Genomic DNA, 18517 nt, shown 5'->3' with positions numbered 1-18517 from the left:
CCTCCTCTCAGTCCACTTGTATCATTGTATCACAGTCGGCAAAACATTCTCAATAGAACCTGATTACGACTTGTAAACCTCTTCCTTTAGGATGCCGATGTAAGGGAGGTTTCGGTATTTTTCGGCATAATCCAATCCATAACCCACCACAAACTCATCCGGGATGGTAAATCCGGAGTAGTCAGGACTCAAATTCACTTTCCGGCGATCCGGCTTATCGAGTAAGGTAACGATTTTGACGGAAGCGGCATTTCTCCCTTTAAGCATTTCTACGAGATAACTGAGAGTCAAACCAGAATCGATAATATCTTCGACGATCAATACGTGACGTCCTTCGACGGCGCTGTCCAAATCTTTCAGGATTCGCACTACACCGGAAGATGTGGTGGAATTGCCATAACTGGATACCGCCATAAAATCCATCTGCAGCGGGATCTCCAATTTGCGGATCAAATCGGCCATGAAGGGAACGGCTCCTTTCAGAACGCAGATGCAAAGAGGGTTGAGGTCTTGATATTCTCTGGAAAGCGCCTTCCCCAGTTCGGCCACTTTTTCTTGAATCTGCCTTTCCGAGATTAGTATTTCCTTAATATCCTGATGCATGTCCGTCCTCCTGTATCTTTTTTCAATCATTCTCCCGATTCGGACCATCTCCTGCATGCCAATGCAAATAAAGAAAGCGCCTGGTATCCGGTGTTACCGGTGCCGCGCCCGACCGCTTAATCCCCGGAATCCATACGATCTCATCTTTCGTCACCACAAGCGGATACTGATCCCGGATCCGTTTCGGCACTTTCGCCTCCATCATTAAGCTTTTCACTTTTTTTCTTCCGGTCATACCCAAAGGTTTCATTTTGTCTCCCGGCCGGCGAAATCGTACATAAAGCGGTTCTTTCAGCTTGTCACGATCAAAGACGGCACTGTTCGGCCCCATCCTCATCCTATGTATCGGCTCATCCGTTTCCAACACTTCTATTTTACCCAAAAGACCCGGCAACGAAGTCACTCCAGGAATGGACAGCGGAATGGTCTCTGAGAGAATCGGCGTTGTTTGTTCATTTGTGCTTGAATGAACTTTCAGGATCAGCTTTTCATATTCCCGCTGCGCGATGATGCCTCCAGGGAGGTGGATCATTGCAGACGGGGACGGAAGCTGGGCCAGATTCCTTACTTGTTCCACAGAGTCAAGCGTCACCTCATGCGTACCGTAATCCCAAAGATAACTTAATATTAGTTTAACTACCCTTCTTTGTAAAGCGACCGGAAGGTGAAGAAAACTTGAAACATCGACAAGAAATTGTCCATTTTCCTGCTTCGCCACGACTTGATCCGCTGCCTCAAGTGTCAACTTTTCCCAAATTTTTTCTTCCTCACGGATCAATTCCGACAGGCGCAAAACGGCGTCTGCCACTCTGGGGTTAAAAGAGTGGATCAGCGGAACGAGTTCGTGACGCAAACGGTTTCGGGTATAGTCATTGGACAGGTTGCTCGAGTCCAAGCGAGGGTGAAGCCCCTGCTCCCGGCAATAATGTTCAATCTCCTCCTTGGTGACTCCCAGAAGGGGGCGGATCAGCCCGATGCCCTGCCACCGCCTTTCCCATTCCATCCCGGCAAGACCGCTTACCCCGGTTCCGCGGATCAGCCGCATCATCACTGTTTCCAGCTGGTCATCGGCATGGTGCGCCAGCGCCAGCTTCGTCGCTTTTCGCTTCCTTGCCACCTCTTGAAATGCATCGTAGCGCAACTGACGGGCAATCGCCTGCTTGTTCCCGCCCAGCTCCTTTCTCTTTCCGCTCACATCGACCCGCACTACATCGCACGAAAGAGCCAGGCTGCGGCAAAATTCCCGGACAAAACGGGCATCCTCTTCGCTTTCCTCTCCCCGCAACTGGTGGTTGACATGAACAGCCCCCACCGAAAAACCCGTTTCCGCAGACAAACGGTGCAAAACATGAAGGAGTGCGATAGAATCAGGGCCGCCTGAAACACCGACCAGGACATGATCCTGTTTCCCAATCAGTTTCCGATTGGCAATTTCCTGTTTTACCCGATCATAAAACAAAGCCATCTTCCCCTAATCGTGAAAAATAAAATCCCGGGAACCCCCCGGGACTCTCCACTTCCATCATACTCTTTTTGCCGTCTGGAAGCAATTTCATCCAGCTGCTTGCGTCCGCTGCAATCTTTTTACACCCGGCAGGCGGATGGTCGACCATTCGGGCGTGTGCCGTTCGACTTTGGAGACAACAATCGTCATATCGTCCCTGATTCTTCCTTCATAAACCCGGACCACCTTTTCCAGCAGACAATCGGCAAAATGCTGCGGGTCCTTGGTATCGATTTCCGCAATCATCCGGGTCATCCACGCATCTTTGTTCACTGCATAATGCGGCGCATCATAAACCCCGTCGGTCATCATGATCAGCAAGTCTCCCGGCTCCAGCTGCATTTCGATCGGATCGAACTCAATCTCGTTCAAAATCCCGATTGGCGGGTTGGAGCCGGAAAGCATGATCACCTTTTGTCCGCGTTTAATGAACCCCGGGGTTGAGCCGATCTTCATAAACCGCCCCACCGCCGTGTTCAAGTCCACAATCGCCAGATCGACGGTGGCAAACATCTCATCTGCCGAACGCAGACTCAGTATGGAGTTCACGGTGTCAACCGCCCGTTCTTCATGCATTCCCGCCATCAGCAGGCGCCGGAGCAGTTTCAAGGCCGCACTGCTCTCCTCTTGCGCCCGTTGACCGTTCCCCATTCCGTCGGAAAGAGCCACCGCATATTTTCCCGTTCCCAGATTCATGTAACAATAGCTGTCCCCGGAAACCAAGCCTCCGCCCTTGGCCGCCGTTGCCGCCCCTGTCTTCAGTTCAAACCGCTGGGCGGAACCCAACGTAATCACCGCACCGGGTGAGCCGTCTTTCACCACCTTGCGATAAACGGAAATCGGTTCGCCCAGGATCTCCGTCAACAGGGGAGCAACCAGCTTTTTGCATTCCTCCAGGCCTTCCCGTTCCGGCATGACAACCTCGATCTCCACTTTCCCCTCTTCGAGATTGATAATATCCACCCGCTGAATCGCCAGTCCCAGTTCTTCCAGTGCCTCATGGATTTGCTCTTCATGGGCGGTCAGCACTTGTGTCTCATGCCTGATTTCCTTGGCCAATTTGCCCATCACTTCCGACATTCCCGCCAGTTGGTCGGAGACGAGCCGGCGCGATTCCTGCATTTTTTCTTTCCAGTAAATATTTTGCTCGAATCGCGCATATTGATTTCGTATCGAGGCAAGAACCCGCTCCGGACGGATACAGTGGCCCCGCCAGCTTTCCGGAATTTGCACCGGGGCCCGCGCTCCCTTCGCTTCGACCAGTGTCATGAGATCCGTCATGCCCTGATAGGTTTTCATCACATGTTGTTCCCAGCATCGCTCTGCATTGCGGCAGCCCGCGCAGGCCTGGTTCATGATCTCCGAGATGAAGATCTGCACCTGGTCTTCATCCTCTTTGCGATGTTTGGTCGCATCCTCGCGGAAACTGAAAGCCAGCTCTTGGAACAATTCCGTAAATTGCTCTACTTTTTTCGCCGTTACATCGCGAAGCCGCTTGATATATTCCTGATGGGCAATCTGATTTTCCGATGTCCCCGGAACATAGCGGGACAGCATGCGAATAAGCTTCTCCGGCGTCAGCAGAAGGAAAACAATGGCGATCGCCGATTCCTGCAAGGACAACCACATCGCCGAAGTCCCGCCGTCATAAAGCGTCAAAATGGAAGAACCCAACATAAAGCCAATTGCGACTCCAATGCGTTTTCCTTCTTTGAACAAACCCGCGAGCAAACCGGAAAAAGCCAGCAAGCTGATTTCAGGAAGCGTCCGCGTATCGGACAAGCTAAGGATGAGACCTGTCACCACTCCCATTGAAGAGCCGAGCATGCCTCCTCCGACCAGAGCCAATACCAGGATCGCGTAGCGGGAAACGATGTGAACCAGGGACAAGTCTCCCGCTTTTAAGCCAATCGTGCCCGTCATCACCGACCCGAGCAAGATGACCAGGCAGACGATTTCCTCATGGCGCAGGGTGATTCTTTTTTTCTTGACGGTAAACACGGGGAGGGACTGGACGAAAATGAATGTGAGAATAAAGCTGAGAGTCACATCGACCCCGTCCAGCATCATCCGGTACGGACGAAATCCTGTCCATCCCAGTTCAATAAGGTGGGCCGCGATGCTTGACAATCCCACAACGAAAGGGGCGTAATTGATCTGTCCTTTGCCCGCCCATTCCCACAATCGATGCATTAAAAGCAAAATGAGCAAGGTTCCGGTCGTTTTTGCCGCTTCCATCCCCCCCAGCGTCGCTGACCCGGCAATCAGGGAAGCCATCACGACCGGCCATTGTTTTCGTGCCAGGTATAAAATCACCGCCAGATAGGCGATCGCAAACGGGGAAACAAAATCGAGAATCGTCGCGCGGCCCAGCAGCACCCCCATTCCGATCACAGGGATATTCCACATGCCGGTCCAGCGATGGATCGCCCTCTTCTGCCGGCTTCGATCCACACCAAACCACATAACCGGACGAATGAATAAATTTTTAAAATGAGTTCTTACTTGCATCCCTTCCACCTCGCTATTCGATTTGTGCCCTCCCATTATAGCGAGGAAGCAACTGGAAAGTTTGTCAATTTCTCTGACTGTTTTAAAATTTTTTTGCGACATTTTTTAACCATCATCGCCTTTTGTTCATTTTCCCGGTTTCCTTCTGTTGCAAGATTTTCAGGGCAAATGAAAAAGGCCCCGGAATGGGTACCGGGGCTCATTTGTTTGCGTCATAGTTTGTCGTTTTCAATCTGATTGGGCATGGGAGCGACAAAACTTCCAAAGAAAGGATCAGACAGGAAATCCCCCCTGTCGAAAACGGGCTATGTTCTGCGATGGTAATGATCAGTCAGAGGGTACATCTTCGCTTCGTGGATAAACGCCGGGATCAGCTTTCGTTCCGTTTGCAGGCGAATCATTTGATCGAGCGTGCGCAAGGCATGTACCTGCTGCCGCCGTTTCAGCTGCCCGCGCTCCACCGCATCGGCAAACTCATCGATGTCGATAAGGTGATAGCGCCCGTCCGGGTAGACGATCAGATCGAGCAGCAAATCGACCATCACATATTTCAGCCGGTTGACCTGGTACATTTGCATCACATCGCAATAGTAATACAGGAATTCACCGGAACGGCCAAACACTTTGGAAATCGTATATCCTTTGCGAACGAAATAATAGGTGAGAAAAATGCGCTCGCCATCCGGGTTGGCATATTGGGTGGCAAAACAATGGCGGCCACGCCAGTCTCGCACTTTTTCCGTATAGGTTTTATTAATCGTTGTAAATTTTATTTTTTTAATGGCGACATTCACACAACCACTCCCATGCTTTTCAAGCCGCAAAACGGCACAAAAAAAAGGCGATTTCCCACCCGCGCGGGCTTCCTCGCCTTCTCCTCGGTTTAAAATTGGTAGCGGCGGAGGGCCTCGAACCCCCGACCTCACGGGTATGAACCGTACGCTCTAGCCAGCTGAGCTACGCCGCCATGTTTGGTTGCGGGGACAGGATTTGAACCTGCGACCTTCGGGTTATGAGCCCGACGAGCTACCGACTGCTCCACCCCGCGACATTTTAATGAGCATCGCTGCGAACAATGTTTATTATACTGACAGTCCACTGCAATGTCAACAAATAAATTTATTTTTTTTATACGAAATTCTCCATGGCGGATAGAGAAGGTCTTTCCCTTGAAAATCCTTAACTTATTCAATTCTCCCGTCCGTTTCCGGTCATGTCATCCTGGCGGAAACCGCTTGAGCTTCTGTTCGCGAAACTCGCCGCTCCCTGTTTATACCGGTCTATCCTGTATGGTTCCCGGGATTCCCCCCGGACAAACTCATTCGCATCTACTTTTTCGATTTTCTGTAAAAGTCTGTTGCCGTCTCCCCCCTTCTGGGTTTGCTGAGCTTTCTCATAAAATCCTGCCGGCCGTCCTTCTCTTCCAGAAAAGAAGCCTCTTGCCCTTTCCCAAAAGCAAGAGGCTTCCCCTGGACACGACCCCTTAATCATCTCCGGTTGAATAAACTTCTTCACCCGGTTTCCCAAATCCCATTTTATGCGCCAATTCGAGCAGGTACTTTTCATCGTGCAACTTTTTGATCTCATCCTTCAGCTCTTTGGTGTGCCGCTGCCCGTCAGCCAGTTCCGCCTTTCTTTCCGCCAGGATCTTTTCCCTGTCCCAGATATGCACCTGCTGCACAATCAGCTCCACAATCGCCCAGCAGAAGAAGAGAACCATGGCGCCCAGCCAGATCAGGCGTCGCCGACGTACAACCGGGTGCAGCGATCTCTGCTTTCTCTCCCGGACTTTGGGCTTTTCCGATTCCTGTGATGTCCGACGAAACTGCAAAATGTTGTCGTTCATCCGATGAAAAGGCACGTTATCCACCCTTTGCTCTTATCTTATTCCACCATCGCTTTCCTCTCTGAATCAAGTTGCGACCTTTGATGAAGCAAGGCTCCAGCCAGCGCTGCACGGGTCGGTACAGCGGGCGTGCCAGCCACAGAAAGGGCATGAGCAACCACCTGATCACCTGAAGGGCAAACCGCAGAACCACGATGGCCAATTGCCAAAGAGAAAGGAGCGGCACCCAGAGACACAGGCGCAAAATCCGGAAGCAGAAGAACAAAAGCCGCTCCATCCCGTAAAGAAACAAACGGATCATTTTAGTGACCGTCCGGCTGAACCAGCGAAAGTACAAGAGAAAACCAACTCCGACGGCCACAAAAAAATAAAACCGCATCTCTCCCCAATTGCTCCAGAAGAGCAAACCGAACACAAGCCCCGCTGAAACAACCCAGTATAAAAGGTCGATCAGGGAAATGATCCAACCCCGCAAGCGGAACCGAATGGTCAGCACGCGATAAAAGTCCAAAAAAACGCCCAAGATCAGCCCGGAACTGAGCATGAGCCCCATCGTCAGCCATTGCGTGCCGAGGTTCACTTGAAGATCCTTCCCCAGATGCTTTTCGCTTTTTCCGAAGCGGGCATATGGACATCCAAATAGCTCATATCGATAATGTTGCCTTCGATGGAAACCCGCCCTTGATCGAGATCCAGATTTTTTATGTGCAAGTCTTGTCCGCGAATGCCAAGATACCCGTAGTCGGTTTGCAGCAAAAATTCTTCGCTGTCAAAACTCTCCACCCGGATCACACCGCTCACTTCGAGCGTATTCCGGTTGGTCAATACGATTTCATGCCGGGTTGCAGCCAAGACGTCTTCAACCATATCAAGTACCTCCTTCCTTGGTACCATGATATGGACAAAGCTTATAAATTAGAACTGGCCTGTTCCTCTTCCACGGTCGGCTCTTCTTTGACGATGGTAAACATCTGCCCCGCATCCTCTTTTTTGACGGATTCCCGGATCGCTTCGACCCGGGCTGTTACCGTTTTTTGGCCAAAACGGATGCTGATCTCATCCCCCACTGCCACATTTGTCCCGGCTTTTGCCGGCTTGCCGTTGACCGAAACCCGTCCCTGGTCGCACACTTCCTTGGCAAGCGTACGGCGCTTGATGAGGCGTGATACTTTTAAAAATTTGTCCAATCTCATGCTGTCACCTCATTTTTCAGGCGGCCGATGTGCATTGGATGGCAAGGATTCCGCCTCCAAACGGAAGGAATCCTGAAGAGGAAATTTGCTCCCGGACACTTGACGCTTACGGCAAAGCGATCAGAACCGCGGAAATCCCCCTCCGTCCCAATCCTGTATTTGCTTAATCAACACCGCCTGATCTGTCAGTTTTAGATTTTCTCATCAGAAGGGAAAATCCCTGCTTAGAATTTCACATTATTGACAAGATCCGGGAAGAAGCCGATTTTTCACCGGACCTACCGGTGTTTCTCTTTTTGTTTGGCTTCGTTCCACCATTCATCCATCTTCTCCAGCGTCAGATCTTCCAGGCGTTGGTTATGCAGAGCAGCCTGGTTTTCGATATGGCGAAATCTGCGTTCGAACTTGCGGCAGGCGTTTAAAAGCGCCAATTCCGGATCGACTCCAAGGAAGCGGGACAGATTGACAATCACAAACAGAAGATCGCCCAGTTCCTCTTCCTGTTCCGCTGCGGTCCGAGCCTGGTGCAGTTCCTTCAGTTCCTCCTGCACCTTTTCCAGCACTTCCTCTTTTTTCTCCCAATCAAACCCCACTTTTGCCGCCTGTTTCTGCTGTTCAAAAGCCATCATAAGCGCCGGCAGATGCTTGGAGACCCGATCCATGACCGACTTTTCCTGATGCCCTTCTTTTTCCTTCGCTTTGATCTTCTCCCAATTCACCTTCACATCCTCGGCGGTTTCCGCATGCTGCTCGCCAAAAACATGGGGATGGCGCCGGATCATCTTGTCATTCAGGCGGCCGATCACATCGTAGACATTAAATGTCCCCTCTTCGCTGGCGATTTGCGCATGGAGCATCACCTGAAGCAAAACATCGCCCAGTTCATCCGCCATTGCATCGGCATCCCCCTGGCTGACGGCTTCCAAAAACTCATATGCCTCTTCAAGCAAATAGGGGCGCAGACTTTGATGTGTCTGTTTGCGGTCCCACGGACAGCCCTCCGGACTGCGCAAATGCCGGATCACTTCCACCAAGTATTCAAAGCGGCGGTAGAGGGCTTTCTCTTCCTTGACCGGCGGAACATAAACGGAAGTCAGATCGGTAAAAGCCTCCACCCGGTCGAGTTCAAACAAGGGGAGCGTAACCATCTCTTCCATTCCTTCAATCCCCAAAGCCGTGGCAATCGTTACCTCGTACTCATCGGGATACACCTCCATCAGCGTGAGCTTCACATCGGAGGCAACAAAACGATCATATACCTGTGCGATCAGCACATGGGAGCGCGGATTGAGTTGTTCCGCAGTTAAACCCGTTCCATCCAAAAGGACAAACCCTTCGACCGGGTCGATTTGCAGCCGGGCAAACGCGGGATCCAAAAAGCTCCCGCTTCCCCCGCGTATATCGATCTCAATTCCTTTCCGTTTCCCCTGGTCGAGCAGCAATTGCACCGTCCGCTCAGCGACCATGGGATGACCCGGAACCGCATAGACAATCTCTTCCCCTGAAGCAAGCGCGAGCAACCGACTGGCAATTTCCCGGTAGACAGAAGGGAAGTCGGCGAATTCCTCATAGACGGAATCGAAAGAGGAAAAAGGAATCCCCTCCTGTTCCAGCCACTTCACCACCGGATGCTTTGCCGTTCGCAGCCAGATCTTTTTCTTGTCTTTCAAAAGGCGAAGCGTGCCAAGCGACAACCCTGTTTCATCGCCAAATCCCAATCCGACAACCACAATTTTTCCGTTCATCGTTTCACTCCTTCAGCTCGAGCAGCCGCCACCTTTCCAAAAGCGGCAAAATTTTTCTTTCCAGTTTCGGCACTTTTTCAAGGTCGGCACGCGTCAACGCACCGAAGCGCAAAAGCGCCCACAAATAGACGACTCCCCCGATTCCCACGCAAGAGAGAGCGATCACGCTCATCGCCATACGAGATTCGTCGCCGTCAACGAGGAGCGCCTTTAAGCCCAGCATCACCAGATAAACGACTGCCGCCATCCACGCGGTTGCCCAGATGGTTTTCAACGGCAGCCCCTTCAGGACGGTGGTTCCCCATTCCTTTTTGAGGGCAAACAAATTGAGTGCTGCCGTACAAGCAAAAGCGATGACAGTGGCAACCGCCGCACCACGGATGCCCAGCAGAGGGATCAGCCACAGATTGAATCCCAGTTTCACGGCTACTCCGATGAGCAAGGTCACCGCCGGTACATAAACCCGGCCCAACCCCTGCAAAATGCCGGTTGTGGTATGCACGAGTACGGTAAAAATCGCGACAAAGGCCAGGATCGACAGCGCATCTGTACCGGAAGCATCCTTAAAGAGCATCACATTGACAGGTTCGGCAATCACCGCCAAGCCGACCGATGCCGGCAGTCCCAGCATCCACGTCAGACGCAGGGCCAACTGCGCCCTCTCTCCGGCCATCTGATCCTGTTTGCGCGCTCTTGCTTCCGCAACGGCGGGCACGATGGAAAGAGAGATTGCCGTCGCAAAAAAAGAGGCAAATTGAATCAAAGGCTGCCCCCGGTCAAAAATGCCTTTGGCAATCACCGCCTGATTCAAGCTCAAGCCGGAATCAACCAGCAGATTGGCAATCGTAAAGGAATCCACCAGGGAAAAGAGCGGCAGCACCAGCGCACCGAAGCAGACCGGTAAAGAAATCGAGATAATGGAAACGACGATGCTCCTTATGGAAGATTTGCTTCGCGGTCCTCCCGATACGTTCCGGCTGTACTCTTCTGCCCGGTTTTTGCGCATAAAAAACAGGAGTACAGCGATGGCTCCAACTGCACCCGTTGTCGCACCGAAAACGGCCCCGGCACCGATCTGCGCAAACCCGAAGCCCGTTCTGGTCAGATACCAGGAGAGAGCCAGAATCGTCGCCACGCGGATCAACTGCTCCACTACCTGTGACAGAGCTGTCGGAGCCATGTTCTGATACCCCTGGAAAAAACCCCGAATCGCTGAAGCAGCCGGAACGAGCAAAAGAGCAAACGATACCGCTTGAATGGGCAGGGTTAACAAGTTCCTGTTTCCCATCCATTCAGCCAGCTTCCCCGCTCCGAAAAAAAGAACCAGAAAGAAAACAAATCCGATGAGCAGAAGCGACACCAGAGCAATCCGGAAAATTTGTCGCGCTTCCTCTTCTTTTTCCTCGGCCAACTTTTCTGAAACCAATTTGGAGATGGCTGTCGGGAATCCGGCCGTCGCCAGGATCAACAGCACACTGTACAAGGGGTAAACTTGTTGATAGACAAACATCCCTTCATTGCCGGTGATATTTTGATACGGAATCCGGTAAAGGGCGCCAAGTATTTTGCTGAAAAAAGCCGCCAGCCCCAATATGGCCGCCCCGCGAACAAAAGATGATTGCAGTTGTGCCATAACGTTCCCCTTTCACTCCGCTATCCTTCCCATTATACAAGGAGTGAAAAAGGCCCGCAAAGAAAAAGTGGCAGTGCTGAGCTGGTCATAATCCGGCACAATCCGGGGATGAAGCCAAAAATGCGTGAATCATGGTGACACCGATGAACAGCCATTCGAAACGCAGGGAAGCGGGGGATGTCCGCCCATCGGACTGAAATGCACTTTTGCAGAAAAAAAGCAGGTGTCATTTACCTGCAAATTTACCTGTACAACCATTTTGGGGCTTTCAGGCCGGCAGCCAAGCGCTTCATGCTTCATCTCTAGTGTTCCATCTGCTTGCCGAGAAACGATGCCGCCGTTCCGGCCACCTTCACTTCCAATTCGCCCAGCCTGACTCCCTCTTTTTTTGAAAAAATCACCACGGCTCCGATGGGATCTCCTCCTGCGATGATCGGGACGATGCAGTAGGATTGGTATTCTTCTTGCATCCCTTTGAAAATCTCCGCCTTCCCCGGCACGGTCTCCAAATGGGTCCGGCGCTGCTCCATACAGGATTCCACCGTCTCACTGATCGGCTTATCCAAGTATTCCTTTTTGGATACTCCTGCCGCCGCGATCACCCCATCCCGATCGCAAATCACCGTGGCATGCTGCAAATTCTCAAACAGCGCTTCCGTGTATTCCTGTGCAAAATCGCCCAACTCGCCGATTGGGGAATACTTCTTCAAAATGACTTCGCCATCGCGGTCAACAAAAATCTCAAGCGGGTCACCTTCGCGAATGCGCAGTGTTCGACGAATCTCCTTGGGGATCACAACACGTCCGAGGTCATCAATTCGGCGAACAATGCCGGTTGCTTTCATAAACACGAGTTCCTCACTTTCCTAAAAATTTTTAGTAGTTCTGGTTAAATTAGTTCTAACGCCCATAGTATTGTTCTGCTTCCAATTAATTATGTACATAAAAAAAGCAGAGTCCGATTGAACTCTGCTTCAGATCAAACGATTTGATTGTTACGCGGGCAAAAGCGATTTGAACTTCAAGTCACTTTTAACCAGGTTGTTGTAGATTTCTTCCCGCTTTTGGGCTTTGACATCATCCGGGGCATCGGCAATCGGTTTCTGCTGTCGGTCCAGCACCTTGATGATGTGATAGCCGTAAGAGGTTTTGACAGGATCGCTCACTGTATTCAGAGGCAATGTTTTGCATGCTTTGGAAAACTCAGGTACAAACTGGTCAACCGATCCCTCGATCACCCCACCGTTATCCTTGGAGCCGGGATCATCGGAATACTGCTTGGCCAGTTTGGCAAAATCACCGCCAGCCGCCAGTTTTTTCTCAACTTCTTCGGCCCGTTTCTTGGCATCGGCATCAGAACGCTTCGGCTGCTGGTTTTGTCCATCCCCGACGGCGATCAGAATATGGGCCGCCTTCACCCAATCATATTTGTCACCTTTCATCTGCTCATCGTAGTACTCATTTACTTTATGGTAATCGACGAAGAACTGTTGGAGTTCCTCTTTCGTAAATCCTTTTCCTTTGATGGCATCCGCCAGATTTTTCGGCGCTTTGGAGCCTTCTGCCTGCGGTGCGTTTTTCAAACCATTTTCAATATCGCTCATGGTTTGATCCGCTTCCTTGTCATACTTTGGATCATCCTTGACCTTGCTCACCATATATTGTCTGGCCGCATATTCTTTTGCCAGCTCTGCCCGCAACTGATTCTGCTTATCCTTCATCGAAGACATCATCAGCCCCAACTGCGGATCAAGGAAAGCGATAATATTGATATAGCGATTGAGTTCCCCTTCCGTCACTTTCCCTCCGTTATACTCCGCCACCACTTTTTTCCCCGTCGTACTGAGCGGCTTGAATTCCGTCACCTGCTGCGAATTCTCCTTGTCAGCGGTATCCTGGTTGCTCTGTGTGGCGGCACATCCGCCGGCAACAATCGAGACAATCAAAATTAATGCTAACAGTCCCGCGATCCATTTTTTACCCAGTCGCATTTTTAACGGCTCCTTTCAGTTTGGGAACGTCTTTATATTTTATCAAAAACTGTTCCACCATTTCTAATGCCCTCTTTGAAGACATTCCTTTCACTTTGAAGACAACCCCGATTTTTTCTCCTGTGGAGAAGCGAATTTTTCCCGGGAAATCTTGCGCGATTTGGAAAAGCTTTTGTCCGTCGATTTTCTCGTTTTGCGAAGGGTGAAACAGAAGGGAGATATCCCCGTCCTTTTGCTCGATGGCTTCAATTCCGCAGGACATCGCAAAAGCCTTGATTTTCGCGATTTTCAAAAGCATCTGCACCGGTTCCGGTAAATCGCCGAAACGGTCTTCGATCTCCTCTTCCAGATCACTGACCTCATCCAATTCGGTTACTCCGCGAATTTTTTTGTACAGCTCGATTTTCTGCTTCTCATCCCGGATATACCCTGACGGCAAATAGGCGTCAACGCTGAGATCAATCACCGGTTCACCCGGCTGTTCCTGCACGTTTTTCCCCTGAAGCTCATTGATCGCTTCCTTCAGCATCTGACTGTAAAGCTCAAATCCGACAGTGGCAATATGTCCATGCTGTTCCGCCCCCAAAATATTACCCGCACCGCGGATGGACAAATCCCGCATGGCGATTTTAAACCCGGACCCGAGCTCAGTAAATTCCTTGATCGCTTGCAACCGTTTTTCCGCCGTTTCCGAGAGCACTTTATCCCGCTGATACGTAAAGTAGGCATACGCGATCCGGTTGGAACGGCCGACACGTCCGCGCAATTGATACAGCTGGGACAAGCCCATCTTATCCGCATCATAAATGATCAGTGTATTGACATTTGGAATATCGACGCCCGTTTCAATAATGGTGGTACTTACCAGTACATCAAACTCACCGTCAAGGAAGTCGAGCATAACCTTTTCCAGTTCCGTTTCCGGCATTTGCCCGTGCGCGACCGCCACGCGTGCTTCCGGCACGAGCATGCGAATTTGCTCGGCCATCTGTTCGATGTTCTGCACCTGATTATACAAAAAGTAAACCTGTCCTCCGCGCGCCAATTCCCGCTCCACCGCTTCACGCACGAGTGCGGCCGAGTACTCCAGAACGTACGTTTGCACCGGGAAACGGTTTTCCGGCGGCGTCTCGATCACCGACAGGTCACGCACGCCCATCATCGCCATGTGAAGGGTGCGCGGAATGGGGGTTGCCGACAAGGTGAGCACGTCGATGTTGTGTTTCAACTGTTTGATCTTTTCTTTGTGCTTTACGCCAAACCGCTGTTCTTCGTCGATGATCAACAGTCCCAGATCCCGGAACGTGATATCTTTGGAAAGCAAACGGTGTGTCCCGATCACAATGTCCACTGTACCATTCGCCAAGCCTTCTATTGTCTCCTTTTGTTCCTTGCGGGAACGGAAGCGGCTCAATACATGGATCTGCACCGGAAAACCGGAAAACCGCTCACGGAACGTTTCAAAATGCTGCTGTGCCAGGATGGTGGTAGGAACCAGCACCGCAACCTGCTTCCCGTCCATGGTCGCCTTGAAAGCGGCACGAATCGCCACCTCCGTTTTTCCGTAACCCACATCCCCGCACAGAAGGCGGTCCATCGGTTGTTCTTTCTCCATGTCCTGTTTAATCTCTTCAATCGATCGGAGCTGATCCGGCGTTTCCTCATACGGGAACATCGCCTCAAACTCTTTCTGGTAGGGCGTATCTTTCGCAAAGGAATAGCCCTTGGCCTGTTGCCTTTTTGCATAAAGTTCAATCAGATCCTGGGCAATATCCTGCACGGAGGTGCGAACCTTGTTTTTCACCTTGCTCCATTCGCTGCCGCCCAAACTGTAGACTTTGGGTGCTTTTTCCTCACTGCCGATATATTTTTGCACTTGGTCGATCTGCTCGACGGGAACGTAAAGTTTATCGTTGCCGGCATACTGAATGTGCAGATAATCCTTGTGCATTCCACCTACATTCAGCGTTTCAATCCCGACATACCGACCGATCCCGTGATTTACATGCACCACATAATCGCCCGGCTTCAGTTCCTGATAATCCTTGATCTTCTCGGCATGATCCAGTTTTACGTGGCGTCTTGTCCGCCTTTGCTTCTGAGTAAAGACTTCGCTCTCCGTCACAACCGCCAAGCGGATGCCGCTCATTTCAAATCCGTTTTGCAAGGTGCCGACCCGAATCACCGGTTTTCCCGGGAGCGGCAGATGTACGGGATTGTCACGTTCGATTTTCATCCCGTAATCAGCCAGCACGCGTTCCAAGCGTTCCGCCCGCTCTTCGCTGCTGGCCAGGAAGAGGACGCGATACTGCGCCTTGACCCAACGGTCCCACTCTGTCTTTAAAACGTGCATCTGTCCGTGAAACTGTTGCATGCTGCGACAGATCGCCTGAATGATATTCTGCGGTTGGACACCGGGAATCTGCCTCATAAACAGTGATAAAAAAATGCGTTGAGGCCGGCTTTTTAAGATTACTTCATCATACGGAAGGGAAATTTTGAGTTGAGGCAAAAATTCCCCTTGTCCCAAAAGCGCGGTTTGCCATTCTCCTTCTTCGCGTTCCATCTGCTTGGCGCTTTCCATGATCCTGGTCGGTTCATCCAGAATCATCACGGTCTCCTTTGGCATATAATCCAGCAGACTTTCATAATTCGGATAAATGCAATCAATATACTTGTAAATACCGGCAAACACTGCTCCGGATTTCAGTTGTTCAATATCGTATCCGATCGAACTGGTCAATTTCTGTTTCAACGCAGAATTTTTTACGTTAGCCAGACGTTCCGCCAACAGCTTTTCCACTTGTTCTCCCGCTTGGTAGAGCCGGTCGGCATCGGCAAACAGCTCTGTCGCCGGAGGCAACAGGACTTCTTGCCATTTGTCGATCGATCGCTGGTCGGAAACAGAAAAAGGGCGAATCGAATCGACTTCATCGTCAAACCATTCGATCCGTACAGGTCTGGCAAAATTGACGGGATAAATATCGACGATTCCCCCGCGGACACTGCATTCACCCGGCTTTTCCACCATGTCGACCCGCCGGTAACCGATTTTGACCAATTGTTCAACCAATGGTTCAATTTCTTGCACCATTCCTACTTTTAAATGAACATGATTTTGCGCAAATACGCTTTTCGGTGGAAATAACTTCCGCAGCCCTGAGAACGGAACGATCAACACTCCGTTAAAACCGAGTGACAACCGCGACAACACATCGATCTTGTCACCGAGTGTCTCATGGCCTGCCATGGCAATTTCCGTTGTCACCAACTCATTGGCCGGATAGAGAAGCACTTCTTCCTTGGGCAGGATCTCCTGCAGATCATCTGCCGCTTTTTGCGCCTGATTGAGATTGTGGCAAACGAGCAGCATCGGCCGTTTGCTTTCCTGGTAGACTGCGGCGATATACAACATGCGGGCGGTGCCGGTAAGTCCGGAGACCAGCTGATCTTTCAGTCCGGCTTTAAGCCCCTCCACCGTTGACTGGAAGTCATGATCTTGTTTAAATATATGGATCAACGGCATCATCAGATGTTCCTCCCCTTTTCAAAAACTTCAATGTGAAATAGAAAAGAAGCCTTAGCTCTCAACAGCCAAGGCCGTTTTTTCGGTATAATCAGAAAAATACCCGCCATCAGGTTATTCATTTGCCATGTCAATGGTAAAGGGATGGATACAGCAAACGTTCTGGGTCGCGCTCCAGCACCTGCTGGCATGCTTCGCAGGTGACACGCACCACCTGATTTCCATCCATATCATTGGATATTATATCGTTCCGTTCATCCGGGGTCAACTGATCAAAGCCGAGATCCGTTTCGGACAAGACGGTTTTCTCAATCGTTCCGACGGGATATCCACAATGGCGGCAAACATAGTGTATGGCCATAAGGCTGCCTCCCTAACGCCAATTTTGCTATTAGTATCACCGCAAAAGAACAGAATATACCTGGTGCAGCGCCGGGAGACAATGATGTTCAGGACTGTTTTCGCATATTGTAAATATTCATCGCTTCGAGAAAAGTGGAACTGAGCCAACGTTCTACGGCATCTGCCGAGCGCACGACTGCATCGGATATCTCCTCCAATTCGGCGGAAGAAAATGTGCCCAGCACATAATCCGGTATAGGAACCGGGCTTTCCGGCCTGCCGATGCCGATCTTGATCCGCTTGAACTGATCGCTGCCCAGATGAGCGATAATTGATTTCATCCCGTTATGTCCGCCGGCGCTTCCTTTCAGTCGCAACCGAATTTGTCCAGGCGGCAGGTCCAGGTCGTCGTAAATGACGCATAAATCTTCCAGATCCGCCTTCAGCCAGTCCATTGCCGGACGGACGGCTTCACCGGATAAATTCATATAAGTCAAGGGCTTCATGAGGATCACCTTTTCCCCCCGGATCACCCCTTCTCCCACTTCCGCATTCCACTTTTCTTTTGTGACGGGAATTCCCCATCGCCGGCTCAGTTCGTCAATCACCCAAAAGCCGATATTATGACGGGTCCTGGCATACTTGATGCCCGGATTCCCCAACCCTGCAATCAATTTCATGCTGTTCCTCCTCAAGTCTGGCAAGCCTCAACCCATTGGAAGGATGAGGGACGGTTTTTACTCCATTTTTTTATTTTCTCAGATCAGCCGCAAATTAAAAAGGCTTCCCCTTTGCAGATTATTGTAAATGTAAACAGCTTTTTCTGTTGCCAATTTTACAACGGATCACATCAAATTCAAAATATCCCGTTAAACAGGTGCAAAAAAAGCGAGAGGATATAAAAAAAGCGCAACCGGGAAAGTTGCGCGTCGGGGATCACTCGTTTTCTTTTTCGTTTTCTTCTTCCGCCTCCTGCGAAACTTCTCCTGCCTGAGGAGGCACGATGCTGACAACAACGGCTTCCGGGTCTGCCAGGAGCTCAACCCCCTCGGGGAGATGCAGATGATTCAGCGATAAGCTATCCCCCATTTCCAAGCCACTGATGTCCAGTGTCAATTCCTGCGGCAACCGGTCGGGCAGGGTGCGGACTTCGACCGTGCGCAGATGTTGTTCAACGATGCCGCCCGCTTTCGCTCCCGGAGCTTCCCCTGTGAGAACGAGGGGAACTTCTGCATCAATCGGCCGGTTTTTCTCCACTTTGAAGAAATCGATATGCAGCAGGCGATCTTTAACCGGGTCTCTCTGGATGTCTCGAACCATTACACGATAAGCTTTTCCTTCCAAACGCAGATCAGCAAAGCCTCTTGCCCCGAGTTTGCGAACCTCGCTTTCCGCCACGTGAATCAACTCGGGGGAAAAATCCTTCCCATACAGGACTGCGGGTATTCTGCCTTCCCGGCGCAACCGGTTTATATATCCCTGCGTTGTTCTTTCCCGCTTCTCTGCTGTAATGGCAACTGACATAACCAAACATCCCCTTTCTTGAGTAAGGGTATACCCGGATCATCGGCTTCCTAAACTTCAGCTGCCGTCAACCGGCAAAAAAAGTTCCATCTCCCGCAA

The 18517-nt window shown here is 50.9% G+C and carries 16 protein-coding genes and 2 tRNA genes; all 18 read right to left on the bottom strand.

Features of this window, described 5'->3' with window-relative positions:
* Positions 1 to 63 precede the first annotated feature (63 nt).
* The 18 genes from hpt to I8U19_RS11705 all read right to left on the bottom strand — a co-directional run bounded on the left by hpt (position 64) and on the right by I8U19_RS11705 (position 18418).
* Positions 64 to 603 carry a hypoxanthine phosphoribosyltransferase gene (hpt, locus tag I8U19_RS11790; RefSeq protein ID WP_033100684.1) on the bottom strand — a complete coding sequence of 180 codons (540 nt, stop codon included), beginning with the start codon at positions 601 to 603 and terminating at the stop codon, positions 64 to 66.
* A gap of 22 nt (positions 604 to 625) precedes the next feature.
* Positions 626 to 2062, bottom strand: coding sequence for a tRNA lysidine(34) synthetase TilS (gene tilS / locus I8U19_RS11785; RefSeq protein WP_198055992.1), 1437 nt, complete (start codon positions 2060 to 2062; stop codon positions 626 to 628).
* Between the two features lie 93 nt (positions 2063 to 2155).
* A complete protein-coding gene (gene spoIIE / locus I8U19_RS11780; RefSeq protein WP_198055991.1) occupies positions 2156 to 4618 on the bottom strand; it encodes a stage II sporulation protein E in 2463 nt (820 codons plus the stop codon).
* A gap of 305 nt (positions 4619 to 4923) precedes the next feature.
* On the bottom strand, positions 4924 to 5412 hold the full coding sequence (locus I8U19_RS11775) for a ribonuclease FAU-1 family protein (protein ID WP_160173830.1): 489 nt from the start codon (positions 5410 to 5412) through the stop codon (positions 4924 to 4926).
* 96 nt (positions 5413 to 5508) lie between these two features.
* A tRNA-Met gene (locus I8U19_RS11770) sits at positions 5509 to 5585 on the bottom strand.
* A gap of 5 nt (positions 5586 to 5590) precedes the next feature.
* Positions 5591 to 5666: transfer RNA gene (locus tag I8U19_RS11765), tRNA-Met, on the bottom strand.
* 435 nt (positions 5667 to 6101) lie between these two features.
* Positions 6102 to 6479 (bottom strand): FtsB family cell division protein, encoded by a 378-nt coding sequence (locus I8U19_RS17680; protein WP_033100687.1) that lies wholly within the window; start codon positions 6477 to 6479, stop codon positions 6102 to 6104.
* Between the two features lies 1 nt (position 6480).
* Positions 6481 to 7044, bottom strand: coding sequence for a spore cortex biosynthesis protein YabQ (yabQ, locus tag I8U19_RS11755; RefSeq protein WP_033100688.1), 564 nt, complete (start codon positions 7042 to 7044; stop codon positions 6481 to 6483).
* The gene (gene yabP / locus I8U19_RS11750) at positions 7041 to 7331 is read right to left on the bottom strand and encodes a sporulation protein YabP (protein ID WP_033100689.1); all 291 of its coding nucleotides are present in this window, start codon (positions 7329 to 7331) and stop codon (positions 7041 to 7043) included. Before yabP ends, yabQ begins: the two co-directional genes overlap by 4 nt.
* 41 nt (positions 7332 to 7372) lie before the next feature.
* A complete protein-coding gene (locus tag I8U19_RS11745; protein WP_033100690.1) occupies positions 7373 to 7657 on the bottom strand; it encodes an RNA-binding S4 domain-containing protein in 285 nt (94 codons plus the stop codon).
* Between the two features lie 278 nt (positions 7658 to 7935).
* A complete protein-coding gene (gene yabN, locus I8U19_RS11740) occupies positions 7936 to 9402 on the bottom strand; it encodes a bifunctional methyltransferase/pyrophosphohydrolase YabN (RefSeq protein ID WP_198055990.1) in 1467 nt (488 codons plus the stop codon).
* Positions 9403 to 9406: 4 nt separating this feature from the next.
* Positions 9407 to 11035 carry a putative polysaccharide biosynthesis protein gene (locus I8U19_RS11735; protein WP_198055989.1) on the bottom strand — a complete coding sequence of 543 codons (1629 nt, stop codon included), beginning with the start codon at positions 11033 to 11035 and terminating at the stop codon, positions 9407 to 9409.
* A 302-nt stretch (positions 11036 to 11337) separates the two neighbouring features.
* The gene (spoVT, locus tag I8U19_RS11730; protein ID WP_033100693.1) at positions 11338 to 11880 is read right to left on the bottom strand and encodes a stage V sporulation protein T; all 543 of its coding nucleotides are present in this window, start codon (positions 11878 to 11880) and stop codon (positions 11338 to 11340) included.
* A 150-nt stretch (positions 11881 to 12030) separates the two neighbouring features.
* On the bottom strand, positions 12031 to 13026 hold the full coding sequence (locus tag I8U19_RS11725; RefSeq protein ID WP_033100694.1) for a peptidylprolyl isomerase: 996 nt from the start codon (positions 13024 to 13026) through the stop codon (positions 12031 to 12033).
* Entirely contained in the window at positions 13013 to 16555 is a 3543-nt protein-coding gene (gene mfd, locus I8U19_RS11720) for a transcription-repair coupling factor (protein WP_198055988.1), read from the bottom strand. The genes I8U19_RS11725 and mfd overlap by 14 nt, the downstream gene beginning before the upstream one ends.
* Positions 16556 to 16682: 127 nt before the next feature.
* Entirely contained in the window at positions 16683 to 16913 is a 231-nt protein-coding gene (locus tag I8U19_RS11715) for an anti-sigma-F factor Fin family protein (protein ID WP_033100696.1), read from the bottom strand.
* A gap of 88 nt (positions 16914 to 17001) precedes the next feature.
* Positions 17002 to 17574: an aminoacyl-tRNA hydrolase gene (gene pth / locus I8U19_RS11710; RefSeq protein WP_033100697.1), complete on the bottom strand. Its 573-nt coding sequence runs from the start codon at positions 17572 to 17574 to the stop codon at positions 17002 to 17004.
* A gap of 256 nt (positions 17575 to 17830) precedes the next feature.
* Positions 17831 to 18418, bottom strand: coding sequence for a 50S ribosomal protein L25 (locus tag I8U19_RS11705; RefSeq protein WP_052154127.1), 588 nt, complete (start codon positions 18416 to 18418; stop codon positions 17831 to 17833).
* Positions 18419 to 18517 lie beyond the last annotated feature (99 nt).

Origin of the sequence: Thermoactinomyces sp. CICC 10523, assembly GCF_016055105.1 — a bacterium.
In the GTDB taxonomy this organism is placed as follows: domain Bacteria; phylum Bacillota; class Bacilli; order Thermoactinomycetales; family Thermoactinomycetaceae; genus Thermoactinomyces_A; species Thermoactinomyces_A daqus.
Note: the sequence above shows the minus strand (reverse complement) of the source record. Positions and strands in the feature narration are given on the sequence as shown.